The following is a 16529-nucleotide window of genomic DNA, read 5'->3' as shown; positions in this document are numbered from 1 at the left end:
CGATTCCAGCGCAACGCTCGCGTTAGCGCATGACTTGAACCGATCCGGACCGGGAAGTGGCCGACCTTTCGCGACGAATGAACCGGGCCTGATTCGCGGCAACATGATCAGCGATCTTGGAAGAGGCAGGTTGTCGCGCGTCTGGTCGCACCGTCCCCAATTCCTGCATCTGGGGCTTTTTATTACGGCCTATGTCCTGGGCTGCGGCTTCGCCCAGTCGCTCGCAATCATACCTGGAACAGGGATTTCCATTTGGCCTCCGAGCGGGCTTTTCATCGCTACTCTTGTCTTCGCCTCCAGGTATAGCTGGCCGTGGTGGGTGCTGGGGGCCTGTGTGGCAGAACTGTTCAGCAACTTCTTGTGGTTCCACACTCCGCTGCCCGCAGCCTTCCTGATCTTTGCCGGCAACGCTCTTGAAGCGGTATCCGGCGCATGGCTTGTGAACCAGACCTGCAAGCGCCCAGTTCGGCTGGAAACGTTGCGGGACGTTCTCGCATTCGTCGTACTGGCCGCTGGAATTGCGCCAGTTGCAAGCGCAACGGTGGGAAGTGCGGCGCTTGCTTGGTTTGGCATACAATCGCAAACCTTTGTGACGGCTTGGCCGCTGTGGTGGATCGGAGACGCGACGGGAGTCCTGATCGTAGCGCCACTGGCGCTGGTCGTGTTCCAGAACTGGCGCGGCAAAGCGCAGCTCTCGGCAGCGCGATGGATGGAAGCTTGCGTCCTGGGGCTGATCTTTCTTGGTATCGCCGCCCTTTCCTTGAGCGGCTATCTGCCCTTCGCCTACATCATCATGCCGCCTCTTCTTTGGGCCGCGGTGCGTTTTGAGTTCAGAGGCGCCGCCGTAGCATTGACCGTCCTCGCTCTGATCACGGCGGTATTCACGATATCCGGCGCCAGCCAATTTGCCGGCGATCCCGAGTCCCAGAAGCACAACCAGATCATGCTGCAGCTTTTTCTGGCCATCTCTGCATTTTCGGCGCTCGTCGTGGCCGCCATTTCCAGGCAGCATCAGGCGGCGGTGCTCACTTTGCGCCAAAGTGTGGAGACCTTGCGGGAGCGGGAGCGAGAACTCTCGTTGCTGGTCGAAATGATCCCCGCTCACATCGCCCGCATGGCGCCCAACGGCGAACCAACCTTCTTCAGCAAGCGCACGACAGACTATATCGGCCTCAACGACATCGCGGACTGGGACGAGCCGGGCACGAGCCGCCTGGCGACCTTGGTCGCGGCAGCCGTCCATCCCGACGATGGACCCAGGATGAGAGAATGGCTCAGCCGCTCGCTCGCCACCGGCGAACCCTATCCCATAAGGTATCGCCTGCGTCGCGCGGACGGCGTGTACCGCTGGAGGGAGGGCCGCGCCGAGCCGCTGCGGAACCAGAGTGGGACGATCGTGCAATGGTACACGGCCAGCATCGACATCGACGATGAGGTGCGCGCGCAGGAGGCATTGCGCGACCGGGAGCGGGAGCTCTCACAGCTTGTCGACATGGTTCCGAGCCACGTTTGGCGCCTGACGCCGGACGGCGAGCCGACCTTTTTCAACAAGCGAATGGTCGACTTTCTCGGCCTTGACGTAACGGATTTGGACAAACAGGGCATCAGCCGGCTGGCGGCGATGATAGCGGCCATCGTCCATCCGGACGACGCAGCAGCATTCGGCGATACGCTCAGTCACTGCCTCGCCACCGGTGAGCGCTTCTCCATGAGGTATCGCTTGCGCCGCGCCGATGGCATCTATCACTGGATGTCGAGCCGGGCGGAGCCGATGCGCGATCACGCTGGCCTGATCGCGCAGTGGTACGGCCTCTGTCACGACATAGACGATCAGATGCAAGCCGAAGAGGCCCTGCGGCGGAGCGAATTGCAGCTTCAGCAGATGATCGACGCTGTGCCGGTCCGCATTTGGAGCGCGGTGCCGACCGGCGGGCCGGTCTACTTCAACAAGCGATACCAGGACCATTTCCGCGCCGTCATCGCCAATTTCGAAACACTCGGAGAGCCGCGCATCGAGGAATTGCTGCAAGAACTGGTTCATCCCGAAGATGGTCCCGAGGTGCTGCGCACGTTGCTGAGCTGTTTCGAAACAGGCGGCGGTTCCGCGATGCGGTTTCGCTGGCGCGAAACAGATGGCTATCGCTGGGCGGAGTGCAGGGTGGAGCCGCGGCGTGATGAAGACGGGGCGGTTGTGCAATGGTACGGGGTTTCCCTCGACATCGACGAAGAGGTGCGCGCCCAGGAAGCGCTGCGACAAGCCTCCGACAAACTCGCGCAAGCCACTCAGGCTGCAAGTCTCGCCGAGCTTTCCGCTTCGATCGCGCACGAGGTGAATCAGCCGCTGGCCGCGATCGTCGCCAATTCCCATGCATGCCACCGTTGGCTGTCCGCCGCCCCTCCGAACGTCGAACGCGCGAAGATTACGGCCGAGCGCATAATCCGGGACGCCAATTCGGCGGCGGACGTCGTCGGCCGCATCCGCGCGCTGTTCAAGCAATCCACCGAGACGAGGACCAATGCGACGCTCAGCAGTGTCATCACAGAGGCACGCGACCTCGTGGCCGAGGAAGCGATGCGGCGGGGCGTTCGCACCAGCGTTGATGTCGGAAGCGACAGTCCGCTAGTCGCGTTCGATCGCGTCCAAATCCAGCAGGTTCTGGTCAATCTCATCCGCAACGGCATGGAGGCGATGGACTCTGGTGCGGATGACGGAGTTATCAGCATCCGCGTGCGCCATATCGGGGATGTTGTCCAGACCGAAGTCAGAGATCGCGGCCGGGGCATCGAGTTTCCCGACCGGATATTCGAACCGTTCTTTACCACGAAAGAGCAAGGGATGGGCATGGGACTAGCGATCTGCCGTTCGATCATCGAGTCGCACAGCGGGCGTTTATGGGTCGAGAAGAACGAACCACGTGGAGCGACGTTTATCTTCACGTTGCCGATTGAAGCGAAAGCGGCGTCATGACGACGGACGGCCAAATTGTCTTCATCGTAGATGACGATGAACGCATTCGGGAGGCGCTCAGCGAGCTGCTGGCTGCACACGGCATGTGTGCCGTAGCGTTCGGATCGGCGGGCGATTATATCCGCGCTGACAAGCCGGACGTCCCTGCCTGCCTCATCCTCGATATCGAGTTGCCGGATATTAACGGCCTCGATCTGCAGCGGCAGATTGCCGAGGGCGATCATCCACCGATCGTTTTCCTGACGGGACATGGCGATATCCCGTCCTCGGTGCGTGCGATCAAGCACGGCGCCGTGGATTTCCTGACTAAGCCCTTCAGCGATGCAGACCTCATGGCCGCAATCCATGCGGCGATTGCCCAGGATCGGGTACAGCGATCGGAGCGCGCCGAGCTGGGCGTGTTGAAGCAACGTTATCTCGAGCTGACGCCGCGCGAACGTGAGGTGCTGCCGCTGGTGGTCAGCGGTCTGCTCAACAAGCAGGCGGCCGCTGAACTGGGGATCAGCGAAGTTACGCTGGAAATTCATAGAAGGAACGTCATGCAGAAGATGGTCGCGGCGTCGCTCGCCGACCTCGTTCGCATCGCCGAGCGATTGGGAATACCGATCACGCACTCGCGCCGGGCAGGGGGGAACTGAGGGTGAGCAAGCGGAGGCCTGTCGTGGCGATTGTCGACGATGACCCAAGGCTGCTCGAGTCGCTGGAGGACCTTCTGGAGTCCGCCGGCTATGTGGCCCGCAGCTTCTCGTCGGCAGGGTCGTTACTGGTCAGCGGCCTGTCTGGATTGGACATGCTTATCACCGACATCGGGATGCCCGGCATGGACGGCTTTGAACTTCGCGACTTGGTCAAGAAGGCGCGTCCGGATCTGCCTGTGTTCCTGATCACCGGCCGCCACGAGATAGTGGATCAGCACCGCGCCAAGGGCATTGGCAGGCTTTTCCGCAAGCCGTTCGATGGCCAGGCACTGCTTGCGGCGATCGGCGACGCTTTGCGCAACCCAGAAACGGAGGCTAAACATGAGAGTTGACCAATTGCCCTTACCGAGATCGACGCCGTCATCACAGCAGCGAAGGGCTGAAGCCGAGCAGCCGCTGGTCATTATTGTCGATGATGATGCCTCTGTTCGGGAGGCGCTGTCTGAATTGATCCTGTCGGCGGGTTTCCTGCCGGTGTGCTTTACCTCAACCCGTGAATTGCTTGACGCCGACGTGTTGGAGAGCCCCGGCTGCTTGATCCTCGACGTGCGCATGCCAGGGACGAGCGGTCTCGATCTGCAGCACCATCTTGCGAAAAACGGCAACCCCAAACCCATCATCTTCCTGACCGGGCATGGCGACATCCCGATGACTGTCCAGGCGATGAAGGCCGGCGCCGTGGACTTTCTCACCAAACCGGTGCGGGATCAGACGCTGCTTGACGCTGTGATCGCCGGCATTGCGGTGGATGCCAAGCGGCGGGCGGATGCCGTGATCGTCAAGCGCAACATCGAGCGCGTCGAGACGCTGACGCCGCGCGAGCGCGAGGTCCTGCGTGAAGTGGCGCGCGGGCGCCTCAACAAGCAGATCGCCTTCGACCTCGGCATCAGTGAAGTGACGGTCAAGCTTCACCGCGGCAATGTCATGCGCAAGATGGAAGCCGCTTCCATCGGTGAGCTGATCCGGGCGTGGGAAACGCTGCCCGCGCCGATGCGCGAGGTCTAGAATTTGGCACAAGCCGATCCATGCCCCATCCAATAGGATCGCCCGGCGCGCCGGGCCATTTCAGGTGCTTTCTCAGCGCGCCCAGGCCTTCCTGCCTGTTGATACGCTCGTGCTGCTGCGGGTGATCCTGATGTACATCGGTGGTCCTGTTTGGTGTTTCGCGGCAAGGCCCGCGCCAAACATCGGTTACTACTGAGCGGCGCTCTTTGGCAGCGCCAGCCTGACCGAAAAACGCGCAACATTTCATGCAACAGCAACTGACGCCGGCCATGCCGCGTCGGTCCCCGCGCCGCTACCCAAGCCTAATTGACGTGTGTCTATAAGAGCTTGCCTTAGCCCGGCCCTATCTTCGGCGTGCCTGCCCTGCACCTTGGCATCGTATGACAGATGCCTCCGTAGAGTAGGTTCGCGGCCCGGATCGGTGCATCCTGTTCCTCGCAAGCCATCACGACCGTCGCGTTTCTACCGCTCCTCGCTCGCTCCTCCCCGAACGCGACCGCTCAGGCCGACTCGACGGTCGTGATGGTGAGCAGGACGTTCAAAGCACATGGATGGACACGATGAACAAAGACGGACTTTTCTCCGTCGGCGGATCTCGCCGCGATGTCATGTTGGCAGGCCTGATCTCTACGGCAGCCGCCGGACTGCCCCGCGCTGCTTCGGCAACGAGCCGAAAACAAAACCTTCCCTCTTCCCCCTCAATCAAAGGAACCAAGACGATGAGCACCATCACGACCAAGGATGGCACCGAAATCTACTACAAGGATTGGGGCAAGGGTCCTGTCGTCACGTTTTCGCACGGCTGGCCGCTGAATTCCGACGCCTGGGACGGCCAGATGCTCTTTCTTGCCCATAACGGCTTTCGCGTCGTTGCGCATGACCGGCGCGGCCATGGCCGATCGAGCCAGGCCACGTCCGGCAACGACATGAACGGCTATGCGGACGATCTTGCAGCCGTGATCGAGGCGCTGGATCTCCGGAACGCCACGCTGGTCGGCCATTCGACCGGAGGAGGCGAGGTTGCTCGCTATATCGGACGGCACGGGACGAAGCGGGTGGCCAAGGCTGTTCTTATCGCCGCTGTTCCGCCGATCATGGTGAAGACGCCGGCCAATCCGGAAGGCCTGCCGATCGAGGTATTCGACGGCATAAGGGCTGGCCTCGTCAAGGATCGGTCGCAGTACTACCGGGACCTCGCACCGTTGTTTTATGGCGCGAACAGGCCAGGCGCCAAGGTTTCCCAGGGGACTCTGGATCAGTTCTGGCTCTGGAGCATGCAGGCGGGTCTCGTGAACGCGTACGAAAGCGTCAAGGCGTTCTCCGAGACCGATTTTACCGAGGACCTCAAGAAATTCGACGTACCAACCCTCGTCCTGCATGGCGAAGACGACCAGATCGTCCCCGTCAAGGACTCGGCAGTCAAGTCGGCCCGATTGATCAAAGGCGCAAAGGATATCTATTACCCCGGCGCGCCCCACGGGATCACGGCCACGCACCAAGATCAGGTCAATGCTGACCTGCTCGCCTTCATCAAAGGATAGCTTCTGTCGGCTCATGTCCCGGATTGTGGAACCGAACCACTGCGCCATCGAGCTGGAGCGCTGGCAGGGGCGCGAAACATATGCTGCGCCACGGCTGCCACTCGGGCAACTGCGCCTGTGCAGCCCGGAGGCGATCGCCGGCGTTCGACACTACGTCGCGCTGTCGGGGGTCGCCGCCGCGCGCTTGTTCTGCCTTGATGGCCAAAGCGCTCTCCAAGACGTCAAACTGGCTAAGCACCGGGAGTTTATCAATCGCTAGCCGTTTGCGATTGCCGCTCATTTTGGCGGTCTCAATTAGGCGTGAAATTTTCTTGGCCAGCAGTTGCGACTATCGCAGCAGCACCGGCGCTATTTTTCGAAGGCAGGAACGAAATGGGCGTACTCTCGGGCAAGATCGCGGTGGTCACCGGCGGGAACAGCGGGATCGGACTATCGGCTGCAAAAATCTTTGCGGCCGAGGGCGCGCAAGTCGTCATTACCGGCCGCCGGCGGCAGGCGGTCGAGGAAGCGGTCGCACAGATCGGGGCAGGCGCGCTGGGCATTCAGGGAAATGTGGCCGAGGTGTCGCACCATGACGAGGTAGCGCAACAGATCCGTCAGAGGTTCGGGGCGCTCGACATCTATATGGCGAACGCCGGCATAAACACCATCACGCACTCGGCCGACGTCTCCGAGGCGGAATATGATGCGCAATTTGCCGTCAATACGCGAGGCGTCTTCTTCGGCGTCCAGAAGCTGATTCCGATCATGCGGAATGGCGGCGCAATCATCCTCACAGGCTCGCTGGCCAGCGAGAAGGTTCTGGACGGTCATGCTGTTTACGCGGGCTCGAAGGCGGCCATAAATGCCTTTGCGCGCGCTTGGGCGATCGAACTGAAGTCTCGCGGCATCCGGGTCAACGTGCTCAGCCCAGGTCCGGTGGATACGGCTATTCTCGATAAGCTAGGCATACCGTTTGAGCAGCGCGGGCTGTTTGAAAAGGCGATGGCAGAGGCAATACCCCTGGGCCGGATGGGGCAGCCGGAAGAGCTGGCAAAAGCCGCCCTGTTCCTTGCCTCGGACGCGAGCAGTTTCGTAACGGGCATCAATCTGCGGGTCGACGGCGGGATGGCAGTGCTCTGAGCCACGACTGCGATGTCGTCGCGCCAATAGACTTCCGAATAAATGGCTGAGCAATCGGTCATCCTCAAGACGATTTTCCGGGAAGCTGCCGCACGAGTCGCGCCAAATAGGTCGGAGGCGAGACGTTTTGTCGACGTGGCGCAAATTGAGCCACGTAAGCAGCAAGTCGCATTGCAGGGATCGACGCGCAAGAGAGAAGTCGGCCCGCCGATACGGCGGAAGGACCGAGGTCTCGCCCCGGTCCTTCAATTTTCTGTAGGTCGGGATCAGTGACCCCAGATGCCCTGGCCATATTCATCGTTGGGAACAGTCGGCTTGCGTACGGTTTTCGGCACCCCGATATCATTGTTCATTTTTTTGATCGAGGATGTATACATGTTGTAAGACGCAGTCGCAGGCTGCTGGGATCCGTTTGATCCATAGTGGTCGCTTCCGGCAGTGGCGCTTCCTGCTGTAATAACAAGCACGGCGACAGCAAGGACTGTCATTTTCATTTCAGTAACTCCATTGATGGCTTGGATGGTATTCACCCATACAAATATAAATGTCGTGACGCAGCGACACGATCAGACGGTCCGGCTGTTTGATCCATACGAAGGCATTGGGCGATTCAGGCCGAAGGCCAGGGACTATGTCGTTGACGAGAGGAGGCTTTGCGGCGCGCCCTCAGTGTCTGTTCCGGCGACCGCCGACAATGCACACCCGGCATAGATACCTCAATTTGCTGCAGGGCACCTGATCTCCCCGGTGACCTACCCTGCACCTTGGCATTGTATGACAGACCCTTCCGCACAATAGGTTGGCGGGCCGCGTCGGCGCATTCTCCTGAGCATTGGTCACCACAGGCGACACGGGAGAAAGCAAATGCGAAACATAACTCGAGTCCTGGCCCTCACCGCAGCGCTTGCCGCGTCGGGCGGCGGGATGGCGCAGGCCGCGAATTCTCAGCCCAAGCCGACGATCGTACTGGTGCACGGCGCCTTCGCGGAATCGTCGAGCTGGGATGCAGTCATCACCAAGCTCAGCAAAGACGGTTATGTGGCGATAGCCGCAGCTAATCCGCTCCGCGGCGTTGCCAGCGATGCGAAAGCAGTCTCAGCCATCGTCCGGTCGGTTTCCGGGCCGGTCGTGCTGGTGGGGCATTCCTATGGCGGGCCCGTCATCACCGAGGCCGCCAATGGCAATCCCAATGTGAAGGCGTTGGTCTACGTGGCGGGTTTCGCGCCCGATACGGGCGAATCGAGCCTTACGTTGTCCAGCATGTTTCCGGGTAGCACCTTGGGGAGCGCGCTTGCTCCAGTCGCGTTGCCGGACGGCGGACAAGACCTCTTCATCGAGCCGGCCAAGTTCCGCGCGCAGTTCGCCGCCGACGTTCCGCAAGAGCAGACTTTGCTGATGGCTGCCACTCAACGCCCTGTTGCGCAGGCGGCTCTGGCTGAAGCCTCGGACGTCGCCTCATGGAAGACGCTGCCGTCCTACATGATCTACGGCTCGGATGACCGCAACATCCCGGCAGCCGTCATGAGCTTCATGGCCAAGCGTGCGCACGCGGTAAAGACCGTCGTCATCGAGGGTGCGTCCCACGCGCTCATGGTTTCGCATCCCGACGAGGTCACGTCACTCATCGAGGATGCTGCTGCATCGGTCAGTCAGTAGCAGGCCGGAAACGCCCAGCATCCGATCGAGCAACGAAAATAGACACGCAACACCAGGAGACCAGACATGAAGATCGTCGTCATCGGCGGAACCGGGCTGATCGGTTCAAAGACCGTGGAGAGACTGCGAAACAAAGGCCACGACGTACTTGCGGCGTCGCCGAATTCGGGCGTCAACACCGTTACGGGAGAGGGTCTGGCGGCCGCGCTTGCCGGTGCGCAGGTCGTCATCGACCTCGCGAACTCGCCGTCGTTCGAGGAAAAGGCTGCCCTGGAGTTCTTCTCGGCATCCGGGCGTAATCTTTTTGCCGCCGAAACGGCCGCCGGCGTCCGTCATCACGTGGCGCTGTCGGTCGTCGGTACCGACCGGCTGCAGGGCATGGGCTATTTCCGCGGCAAGTTGCTTCAGGAAAAGCTGATCAGGGAGTCCGGAATTCCCTACACCATCGTTCACGCCACTCAATTCTTCGAATTCACCGCCGCCATCGCAAACACGGGCGCCGTCGGGGATACCATTCATATGTCGCCGGCCTACTTCCAACCCATGGCGGCTGATAATGTTGCCGATGCGATGGCGGACGTCGCGCTTGCCGCGCCGTTGAACGGCATGATCGAAATTGCCGGCCCGGAGCGTGTTCGCATGAGCGAACTTGTCGAGCGCTTCCTGAAGGCCACCAAGGACCCGCGCAAAGTCGTCCCGGATCCCGGCGCGCTCTACTACGGCCAAGTGGCAATCGACGATCGAACGCTGGTGCCCGGCGAGAACGCGCGCATCGGCGCCGTGCGTTTCGATGATTGGCTCAGCCGATACACACCACCGAAGTAAGTAATCATCGGATAGGCCCGCCATTCGCACAACAAGGAGACCAGACATGATCAAAACACTTCTCTGCGCCGCGCTCACCGCCGCTTCCGTCACCGCAGCAATGGCCAATGACGCCGCCAGCGTGAAGCTTGTCTACGACCAGGCTCTGCCAAACGTGCCCGGCAAGAGCATGAAAGCCGTGCTCGTCGAGTACGCGCCTGGGGGTACGTCGCCGGCTCATACCCATCCCAAATCCGCGTTCATCTATGCCACGGTCCTGCAGGGGGCGATCCGAAGCCAGGTCAATGACGGGCCGGTGAAGACTTATCGCGCCGGCGAGAGTTTCTCGGAATTCCCTGGCGACCGTCATGCCGTCAGCGAAAACGCCAGCAAGACGGAAGGCGCTCGTCTGCTTGCTATTTTCGTCGTCGACACCAGCGAGACGGAACTGACGACGAACGCGAAATGAAATCGTAGCCCCCAGGACCATCGGGGCGTACGCGAAGGGACGGTCAGTGACATGAATTCGATCGCCATCCGCACACTTGCGGGGATTTTGGTCCCCCATACTCCGCTTGTTGGCCGAGCGATCGAACATGCCCGCGCTCGATGTGAACCCTACCTGTTCAACCACGTGGTCCGATCCTGGCTTTTCGCGGCCCGGATCGGACAGATTCAGAATATCCAGCACGACGCGGAGGTTGTTGCGGTTGCAACCCTGTTGCATGACGTCACGCTCAATGAGGACTTCGCCGGGCCGCGCCGTTTCGAAGTGGAAGGCGCCGATCTCGCCCGCGCCTTCGTTCGGGAGGGCGGCTTCGACGAGCGGCGCGCCCAATTGATCTGGGACAGCGTCGCCCTCAACTCGACGCCGTCGATTGGCCTCTACAAGGAGGCTGAGGTGGCGCTGTGCACAGCCGGCATCTGCCTCGATGTCGTCGGCTTGCAATACAGCCTCGTTTCGTCAGCCGAGATTGCAAAGATCGTTGGCGAATTTCCGCGCCTCGGGATGAAGCGGCGGATGACGCGATGCTTTTGCCATATCGCCGAGATCAGGCCCGAAACCACCTACGACAACTTTGCCCGGGACTTCGGCGAGCGCTTTGTTTCAGGCTACAAGGCGACTTCGGCAGTTGATCTTGTGATGAACGCTCCCTTTGAAGAGTGACCGCAGTTTCGATCCAGGTTCTATCGACACCGGTCGGTTCAGCCTTGCCCTTCAAGTGACCCAAACGCTGTGCGTCTGTCGGATGCATGCGGCAAAGCGAATTGCCGAGGGCAGCGGTCAGGTGCCAATTTCCACCTCCTATACTTCGGTTTAGGCGCCCCAACCCAATCGAGTGGCAATACATATCATCGGCACGATAGCAACAGTTCGTCTCACCGGTCATCCTTACGGTGCAATGGATTGCAAACACCTCAAGGAGATAAGTAATGAATATTGCAGCGCCACCGGTCGCTCCGAAAGGAAAAGCCGTCGCCCAACGCGCGAGTTATGCGGAGCAGTCGCCGGAACTTCTGAAGAAATTTATTGAATTTCTTGGTGCGACGCGAGAGGGGTCGATCGAAGAGCCAATCCGCGACCTTGTTGCAGTCCGAGCCGCGCAGCTGAACGGGTGCACCTTCTGCCTCGATATGCACGTCAAACAGGCGAAGATCCATGGCGAGCGCGAACTGCGCCTTTACCACCTGGCAGCCTGGCGGGATTCGACCTTGTTCGTTCCTCGCGAGCGCGCAGCCTTGGCATGGACGGAAGTCTTGACCAAGCTGCCCGAGCAGGGTGTCCCCGACGAGATCTACGATCGGGTCAGGTCGCAGCTTTCCGAGAAGGAAATCTCCGATCTGACCTTCGTTGTCATGGCGGTCAACTCTTGGAACCGTCTGAATATCGGCTTCAAACCCGTCCCGGGCTCGGGCGATGCGAAGTTTGGCCTGAGCAAAGCAGCACTGAGCTAATCTTTGGAATGGGTCAGAATGGCGCTTGTTTGCGCGCCATTCTGACCGGCCGGACGAAGGCGCCGAGCTCGGCGACCAACACTGGAACCGATCCCAGCCCCGCGGCCGCGGCCGCGAGGCGCTCTCAGGAGGGCGTCATGCGAATTGACAGTCTGCATCCAGTAATATCGGCCCGTCTCATGGTGGTCGATGTCGACGCTCCACTCCGCAGTGCGGCACTCTCACTTTCCAGGCCCGCAATAGGCCTGGTCGTGGTGTGCCACGGCAGTGGGGAGGCGGCAGGCGTGCTGAGCAAGTCCGACCTTGTCCGCCATCTGGCGAATTCAGGGCCAACAGAAGCGCCGATTGCGGCTTTGATGAGCAGGTCCATCGTGTCCTGTGGTCCCGATGACGACCTTCATTCAGTGTGGCAGACCATGGCCGCGCGAGGCCTTCAGAATGTGCCGGTGCTCGGGGCCGACTCGAAACCGCTAGGCGTCCTCGATATCCGTGATGCGATGAAGGCGCTCTTCAAACAAGAGGAACTGCAGGAACGGCTGCTTGCCAACTACATCAGCGGGATCGGCTATCAATAGAGCATCGTCTCGCGATTGAATATACGGAAGTATGTATCGGCGTCTTCTTAGATATAATGGAAAATAAAAGCCATAAATTATAGCGTGTTGAAGCCAATAGGTGCCGACTTAGCCAGCGGGGAACGAAATGTTTCGTCCGGACATAAAAGAAGATGTCTTCGACGGCCCGCCCGATGGCCCTGGAGGTGGTATGTCCGTGCAAATGTCGACGGCCGGCATCGTCCATGACCTGGGCAATCTCATTCAGGTCGCCTCGTCGGCGTTGAACCACCTGGCCCGCGATCCGAGCATCCAAGCGGCTCCGGCGCTCGGGCCTGTAATAGCCGGCGCCAAAACGGCTTTGGAGCGGGCTGGTGGCCTTGTCCGGCAAACCATCAGCCTGGCCCGAGAGAGCCACGCGGAAATCGAATACACAAACGTAGGTGCTTGCCTGGCTGAGATCGAAACCCTCGTACGGAGCGCCTTGGATGCCAATTTCGGTCTTGAGCTTCGGGTTGGGTCCGACCTGCCTTTGGTGAGATGCGATCGCTTTGGATTGCAAAATGCGGTTCTGAATCTTCTGTTCAACGCGCGCGATGCAATGCCTGACGGCGGTTTCATCTCGATCGATGCCGGCTTGGCCTCTGAGAACTCTGCCGCCGGTCAGGTAGACATCCGCGTCGCGGACAACGGTATCGGGATGACCAGCGAGACGATGGTCTGCGCCTTCGATCCGTTCTTCACCACCAAAAGCGAAGGCCTCGGCGGCGTCGGTTTGCCGATGGTGAAGCACTTTGCCGAGCAATCAGGCGGAAGCATCGATATTCAGAGCACACTTGGGGCAGGCACGACCGTCACTCTGCGGTTGCCTGCGATGCGATAGCGGCCCGCCAATCTGCCTCCGGTGACACGTGACATACAATCGAGAGATAAAGATGGATGCACAAGTCGTTGAAAACGTCCAACAGCACCGTTTCGAGCTGCCGATCGCCGGTGATATGTTTGCGGCGGCCTATTATCGGCTCGAGGGCGGGAAGGTTGCGCTGATACACACCGAAGTCCCGTCGGAATTTTCCGGACAAGGGATCGCGTCGCAATTGGCCCAAGGAACCTTCGAACTGCTCCGCAAGACCGGCCGTAAAGCGATCTTGAAATGTCCCTTCATGAGCCGCTTTTTCGCCAAGCACCCGGACTATGCAGATGTCGTCGGCGGCTAGTCATGGGCACGAATGTTGAGGGTTTCCCAAGGATCCATCCAAATGCCTGACGAGTATGATTTGCAGAGATTCGTCAGCGCACAGGATCCGGTCTACGACGACGCGCTGGCCATTCTACGTCGAGGGATGATGTGCACTCCCTACATGGAGTTCATCTTCCCAAGGTTGGCCACAAGGCGAAGTGGTACAGCGCCTGAGCCATATGCAATCACATCGCTCGACGAAGCCAGCGCCTATCTCTCGTTTCCGATCCTCGGAGGCCGTTATCGGGAATGCGTTGGCACCCTGCAACGGCTCTCCGGCCTAAGCGCTCGCGCTGTCTTCGGTGACGTTGATGCGAAGAAGTTGCACGCGTCCCTCACGCTGTTTTCCGAAGCAAGCAACGACGAGTTCCTGCTCGAGACAATCTTCGACGTCTGGTTCGACGGTTTGCTCGATGAGGAAACGATGAACGATCTCTACTTGATATCGTAGTGGTCTGCCTGCGCCACCCGGCGTAAAGCTGTCGCGGCGCTGAGGTCACCATCCGCTGCCTTATCCCTCACACGCTGCCATCTGGCAGAGGCATGAGCTCGTGCTCTCCCGGCACGCCGGGGAAGCGGCGTTCGCGCCAATCCGCCTTTGCCTGCTCGATCCGTTCGGCTGAAGAGGAGACGAAGTTCCAAAAGATATGACGTGGCTCGGCCAGGGGCTCACCTCCTATCAGCATCAGTCTCGCCGCATGGAAGGCAGGCGCCTGGAGCACAATCTCAGCGCCGGGCGCCAGAGCTACTAATTCGGCCTCATGAAACGTACCGAACTGGCCGACAATTCCAACCTCACCGGCGACGATGTAGATCGCACGCTCACGGTGTTCGGGTTTCACCTGGTAGCGCGCACCGCTCGTGAGCACAATTTCGGCATAGACCATGTCGGAGAACGTCCTTACCGGCGAGACCAACCCGTCGGACGCGCCGGCGATCAACGTAAACTCGACGCCGTCGGCACAGATCCTCGGTATTTCGGGAGCGCCAAAATGTGCGACGTCGGCGGCAATTTCTTCATAGCGGGAGGGGAGGGCGATCCAAGCCTGAGCGCCGAAGAGATTGCTTGCCGACGCCCGGACTTCCGGTGGCGTGCGCTCGGAATGGACGATGCCCGACCCGGCCGTCATCCAGTTGACCTCGCCAGGACGGATGGTCTGCACTTTTCCCAAATTGTCGCGATGGACGATCTCGCCATCGATCAGGTAGGTCACGGCCGCAACGCCGATATGCGGATGCGGTCCCATATCGAAACCGTGACCTGCGTCGAATATAGCGGGGCCGAAATGGTCGAACAGGATGAAGGGCCCGATCATCAGGCGATCCGAGGACGGCAATACGCGCCTTATCTTCAGTCCGTCCGCAAAATCACGGATAGCTGGCTGGATGAGTGTATCGATGCCTGTGATACCGCTTTGGCGGATGGTCATGGATCTCTGTCCTTCTGCATGCCTTGTCAGCCAGGTGCTCGAACGCGCTTGAACGAAGCGGCTCGAAAGACTGTCTGAATGGCTTTGAGGAGCGCGAATTTGGAGCTCGCGTGGTGCTGTCCGGCGATGCCGCTTTCATTAAAAGCCGACACCCTCATCGACAGGATCGCGGCAAGATCTTCGGCCATTTCGGGCCTGTCGTGCAGCAGCGGCGCAAAGCTTTCCTGGTCTATGTCGTAAACCGTGACAGGGGTCATTGCCCGCAAACTCGACATCTCGCCAATACCGGCGAGCAAGCCGGTCTCGCCGAAGAAATCGCCAGGTGCAAGCCGGGAGATCTCCTGCAGTTGATCATCGTCCTCGCCAATTTGCCGGACGATGACGCCCGTCCGAACGATCATGAGCGACGGCAGCATCTCTCCCTGTCGTGCGATGATTTCGCCCTTATGGTAGGTGCGAACCGAGGCCGCTTTGGCGAGCGAACCCTGCTCGGTATCCGTTAGCGCCGAGAATACCGGTATGGAATTGATGAGTTCGATCGGGGTGAAGCCTTGGGAGGCCGCCGTCTCGTGGCCCGGCCGGTTGGTCATGGCAATCGAGCCTGAAAATGGCTCCGCCAGCAGCATGCCGGTCGACTTTGAATGGCGATAAATGAGATCGAAGATTTCGTTCCGAGCGGCACTTCGCTGGTCGATACTTGCGACGCGAAAAAACAACTCGATCTCGATAGCTGTGGCATCCAGGCTTCTGATGGTGACCGAAGGCGAAGGGTCCTGGAGGATCGAATTGCAGCTCAGCAAGACAGTGCGCATGAGGTCTACGATGATCGCCGGCGTCTTCGTTGGCGCCACCTTGACGGTTACGGCAAGTCCATGGCTCTCGTCCGGACCGCTTAGATTTGTTACCCCGATCTTGGCGAGAAGGCTGTTTGGCAGCGCCACGACATTGTGTGTCGGGGTCAGAAGTTGGGTCGACCGCCAATTGGTCTCGATAACGCGGCCTTCGGTTCCGTCGCCCAGAATGATCCAGTTTCCAAGCACGTAAGGGCGGCCGAGGTTAAGCGCGATCGCCGAAAATACGTCACCAAGCGTATTCTGGAGCGCCAGTCCCAGGATGACGGCAAACACGCCCGACGTGGCAATGAGCGTTCCGACCGGCACTGCAAAGACAAACGCCAGGATCGACAGGAACATTCCAGCGTAGACGACACCGACCACGACGTCCTGCAGGAGACGTGCCTCGCGCGGCTTTCGCTCGAAGACGAGATAGATACGGACAAATCCGATCAGCGCCCAGGCAAGGTGAACCCACCAGAGCAGCTTGACCGAGCCGATGAGGATCGCTCCTCCGGTTGTCTCGTTGTCCCCTGCGGCCTCGTACGGCACGACGCGCAGGTGGAGAACCATGGCCGACATCGCGACGAAAAAGGCGAGTTGGACGACCAGCTTCGCATTGGCGAAGCGTCTGGGGATGAGAGACCAAACGACGATCCCGGCGAGGCCGAGCAACACGATGTAGACCAGAGGAGAGTTCCACCAGTTCATGAACGATCACC

19 protein-coding genes are annotated in these 16529 nt (G+C 60.1%); 16 read left to right on the top strand and 3 right to left on the bottom strand.

Annotated elements, in window-relative coordinates:
• Positions 1-130: 130 nt before the first annotated feature.
• The 7 genes from NKH59_RS04250 to NKH59_RS04220 all read left to right on the top strand — a co-directional run bounded on the left by NKH59_RS04250 (position 131) and on the right by NKH59_RS04220 (position 7334).
• Complete coding sequence (locus NKH59_RS04250) at positions 131-2968, top strand: sensor histidine kinase (RefSeq protein ID WP_353021103.1); 2838 nt, start codon at positions 131-133, stop codon at positions 2966-2968.
• Positions 2965-3606 carry a response regulator transcription factor gene (locus tag NKH59_RS04245; RefSeq protein WP_352470618.1) on the top strand — a complete coding sequence of 214 codons (642 nt, stop codon included), beginning with the start codon at positions 2965-2967 and terminating at the stop codon, positions 3604-3606. The genes NKH59_RS04250 and NKH59_RS04245 overlap by 4 nt, the downstream gene beginning before the upstream one ends.
• A gap of 2 nt (positions 3607-3608) precedes the next feature.
• On the top strand, positions 3609-3998 hold the full coding sequence (locus NKH59_RS04240; protein WP_352470617.1) for a response regulator: 390 nt from the start codon (positions 3609-3611) through the stop codon (positions 3996-3998).
• A complete protein-coding gene (locus NKH59_RS04235) occupies positions 3988-4671 on the top strand; it encodes a response regulator transcription factor (RefSeq protein ID WP_031211078.1) in 684 nt (227 codons plus the stop codon). The genes NKH59_RS04240 and NKH59_RS04235 overlap by 11 nt, the downstream gene beginning before the upstream one ends.
• Positions 4672-5231: 560 nt before the next feature.
• Positions 5232-6212: an alpha/beta fold hydrolase gene (locus NKH59_RS04230; protein WP_502893737.1), complete on the top strand. Its 981-nt coding sequence runs from the start codon at positions 5232-5234 to the stop codon at positions 6210-6212.
• A gap of 13 nt (positions 6213-6225) precedes the next feature.
• Complete coding sequence (locus NKH59_RS04225) at positions 6226-6471, top strand: hypothetical protein (RefSeq protein ID WP_352470615.1); 246 nt, start codon at positions 6226-6228, stop codon at positions 6469-6471.
• Positions 6472-6584: 113 nt separating this feature from the next.
• Complete coding sequence (locus NKH59_RS04220) at positions 6585-7334, top strand: glucose 1-dehydrogenase (protein ID WP_352993803.1); 750 nt, start codon at positions 6585-6587, stop codon at positions 7332-7334.
• 266 nt (positions 7335-7600) lie between these two features.
• Here the strand turns inward: NKH59_RS04220 and NKH59_RS04215 are convergent, their stop codons facing one another.
• Positions 7601-7828: a DUF680 domain-containing protein gene (locus NKH59_RS04215; protein ID WP_352612459.1), complete on the bottom strand. Its 228-nt coding sequence runs from the start codon at positions 7826-7828 to the stop codon at positions 7601-7603.
• 370 nt (positions 7829-8198) lie between these two features.
• Between NKH59_RS04215 and NKH59_RS04210 the strand changes: the two genes are divergently transcribed.
• The 9 genes from NKH59_RS04210 (at position 8199) to NKH59_RS04170 (ending at position 13995) form a co-directional block, all read left to right on the top strand.
• On the top strand, positions 8199-8990 hold the full coding sequence (locus tag NKH59_RS04210) for an alpha/beta fold hydrolase (RefSeq protein WP_353021063.1): 792 nt from the start codon (positions 8199-8201) through the stop codon (positions 8988-8990).
• Positions 8991-9056: 66 nt separating this feature from the next.
• Entirely contained in the window at positions 9057-9815 is a 759-nt protein-coding gene (locus tag NKH59_RS04205; protein ID WP_352470611.1) for an SDR family oxidoreductase, read from the top strand.
• Positions 9816-9861: 46 nt separating this feature from the next.
• A complete protein-coding gene (locus NKH59_RS04200) occupies positions 9862-10263 on the top strand; it encodes a cupin domain-containing protein (RefSeq protein ID WP_352470610.1) in 402 nt (133 codons plus the stop codon).
• Positions 10264-10314: 51 nt separating this feature from the next.
• Positions 10315-10962 (top strand): HD domain-containing protein, encoded by a 648-nt coding sequence (locus NKH59_RS04195; protein WP_352470609.1) that lies wholly within the window; start codon positions 10315-10317, stop codon positions 10960-10962.
• A 266-nt stretch (positions 10963-11228) separates the two neighbouring features.
• Entirely contained in the window at positions 11229-11750 is a 522-nt protein-coding gene (locus NKH59_RS04190; protein ID WP_352449835.1) for a carboxymuconolactone decarboxylase family protein, read from the top strand.
• Between the two features lie 137 nt (positions 11751-11887).
• Complete coding sequence (locus NKH59_RS04185) at positions 11888-12325, top strand: CBS domain-containing protein (protein WP_352470608.1); 438 nt, start codon at positions 11888-11890, stop codon at positions 12323-12325.
• A 127-nt stretch (positions 12326-12452) separates the two neighbouring features.
• Positions 12453-13187: a sensor histidine kinase gene (locus NKH59_RS04180; protein WP_352540087.1), complete on the top strand. Its 735-nt coding sequence runs from the start codon at positions 12453-12455 to the stop codon at positions 13185-13187.
• A gap of 52 nt (positions 13188-13239) precedes the next feature.
• A complete protein-coding gene (locus NKH59_RS04175; RefSeq protein ID WP_352449832.1) occupies positions 13240-13521 on the top strand; it encodes a GNAT family N-acetyltransferase in 282 nt (93 codons plus the stop codon).
• Between the two features lie 42 nt (positions 13522-13563).
• Positions 13564-13995: a DUF1810 domain-containing protein gene (locus NKH59_RS04170; protein WP_352502535.1), complete on the top strand. Its 432-nt coding sequence runs from the start codon at positions 13564-13566 to the stop codon at positions 13993-13995.
• 67 nt (positions 13996-14062) lie between these two features.
• Here the strand turns inward: NKH59_RS04170 and NKH59_RS04165 are convergent, their stop codons facing one another.
• Both NKH59_RS04165 and NKH59_RS04160 read right to left on the bottom strand, forming a co-directional pair.
• Positions 14063-14974 carry a pirin family protein gene (locus NKH59_RS04165; protein WP_352830675.1) on the bottom strand — a complete coding sequence of 304 codons (912 nt, stop codon included), beginning with the start codon at positions 14972-14974 and terminating at the stop codon, positions 14063-14065.
• 26 nt (positions 14975-15000) lie between these two features.
• Positions 15001-16518: a mechanosensitive ion channel family protein gene (locus NKH59_RS04160; protein WP_352470603.1), complete on the bottom strand. Its 1518-nt coding sequence runs from the start codon at positions 16516-16518 to the stop codon at positions 15001-15003.
• Positions 16519-16529 lie beyond the last annotated feature (11 nt).

This window comes from Mesorhizobium sp. M0998, assembly GCF_040318885.1.
GTDB lineage: Bacteria > Pseudomonadota > Alphaproteobacteria > Rhizobiales > Rhizobiaceae > Mesorhizobium.
Note: the sequence above shows the minus strand (reverse complement) of the source record. Positions and strands in the feature narration are given on the sequence as shown.

Excerpts from the sequence above, each read along its gene's own strand:
- NKH59_RS04225 (WP_352470615.1), top strand. The coding sequence starts at position 6,226 with ATGTCCCGGATTGTGGAACCGAACCACTGCGCCATCGAGCTGGAGCGC.
- NKH59_RS04235 (WP_031211078.1), top strand. The coding sequence starts at position 3,988 with ATGAGAGTTGACCAATTGCCCTTACCGAGATCGACGCCGTCATCACAG.
- NKH59_RS04220 (WP_352993803.1), top strand. The coding sequence starts at position 6,585 with ATGGGCGTACTCTCGGGCAAGATCGCGGTGGTCACCGGCGGGAACAGC.
- NKH59_RS04190 (WP_352449835.1), top strand. The coding sequence starts at position 11,229 with ATGAATATTGCAGCGCCACCGGTCGCTCCGAAAGGAAAAGCCGTCGCC.
- NKH59_RS04180 (WP_352540087.1), top strand. The coding sequence starts at position 12,453 with ATGTTTCGTCCGGACATAAAAGAAGATGTCTTCGACGGCCCGCCCGAT.
- NKH59_RS04200 (WP_352470610.1), top strand. The coding sequence starts at position 9,862 with ATGATCAAAACACTTCTCTGCGCCGCGCTCACCGCCGCTTCCGTCACC.
- NKH59_RS04230 (WP_502893737.1), top strand. The coding sequence starts at position 5,232 with ATGAACAAAGACGGACTTTTCTCCGTCGGCGGATCTCGCCGCGATGTC.
- NKH59_RS04175 (WP_352449832.1), top strand. The coding sequence starts at position 13,240 with ATGGATGCACAAGTCGTTGAAAACGTCCAACAGCACCGTTTCGAGCTG.
- NKH59_RS04165 (WP_352830675.1), bottom strand. The coding sequence starts at position 14,974 with ATGACCATCCGCCAAAGCGGTATCACAGGCATCGATACACTCATCCAG.
- NKH59_RS04245 (WP_352470618.1), top strand. The coding sequence starts at position 2,965 with ATGACGACGGACGGCCAAATTGTCTTCATCGTAGATGACGATGAACGC.
- NKH59_RS04205 (WP_352470611.1), top strand. The coding sequence starts at position 9,057 with ATGAAGATCGTCGTCATCGGCGGAACCGGGCTGATCGGTTCAAAGACC.
- NKH59_RS04195 (WP_352470609.1), top strand. The coding sequence starts at position 10,315 with ATGAATTCGATCGCCATCCGCACACTTGCGGGGATTTTGGTCCCCCAT.
- NKH59_RS04185 (WP_352470608.1), top strand. The coding sequence starts at position 11,888 with ATGCGAATTGACAGTCTGCATCCAGTAATATCGGCCCGTCTCATGGTG.
- NKH59_RS04160 (WP_352470603.1), bottom strand. The coding sequence starts at position 16,518 with ATGAACTGGTGGAACTCTCCTCTGGTCTACATCGTGTTGCTCGGCCTC.
- NKH59_RS04170 (WP_352502535.1), top strand. The coding sequence starts at position 13,564 with ATGCCTGACGAGTATGATTTGCAGAGATTCGTCAGCGCACAGGATCCG.
- NKH59_RS04215 (WP_352612459.1), bottom strand. The coding sequence starts at position 7,828 with ATGAAAATGACAGTCCTTGCTGTCGCCGTGCTTGTTATTACAGCAGGA.
- NKH59_RS04210 (WP_353021063.1), top strand. The coding sequence starts at position 8,199 with ATGCGAAACATAACTCGAGTCCTGGCCCTCACCGCAGCGCTTGCCGCG.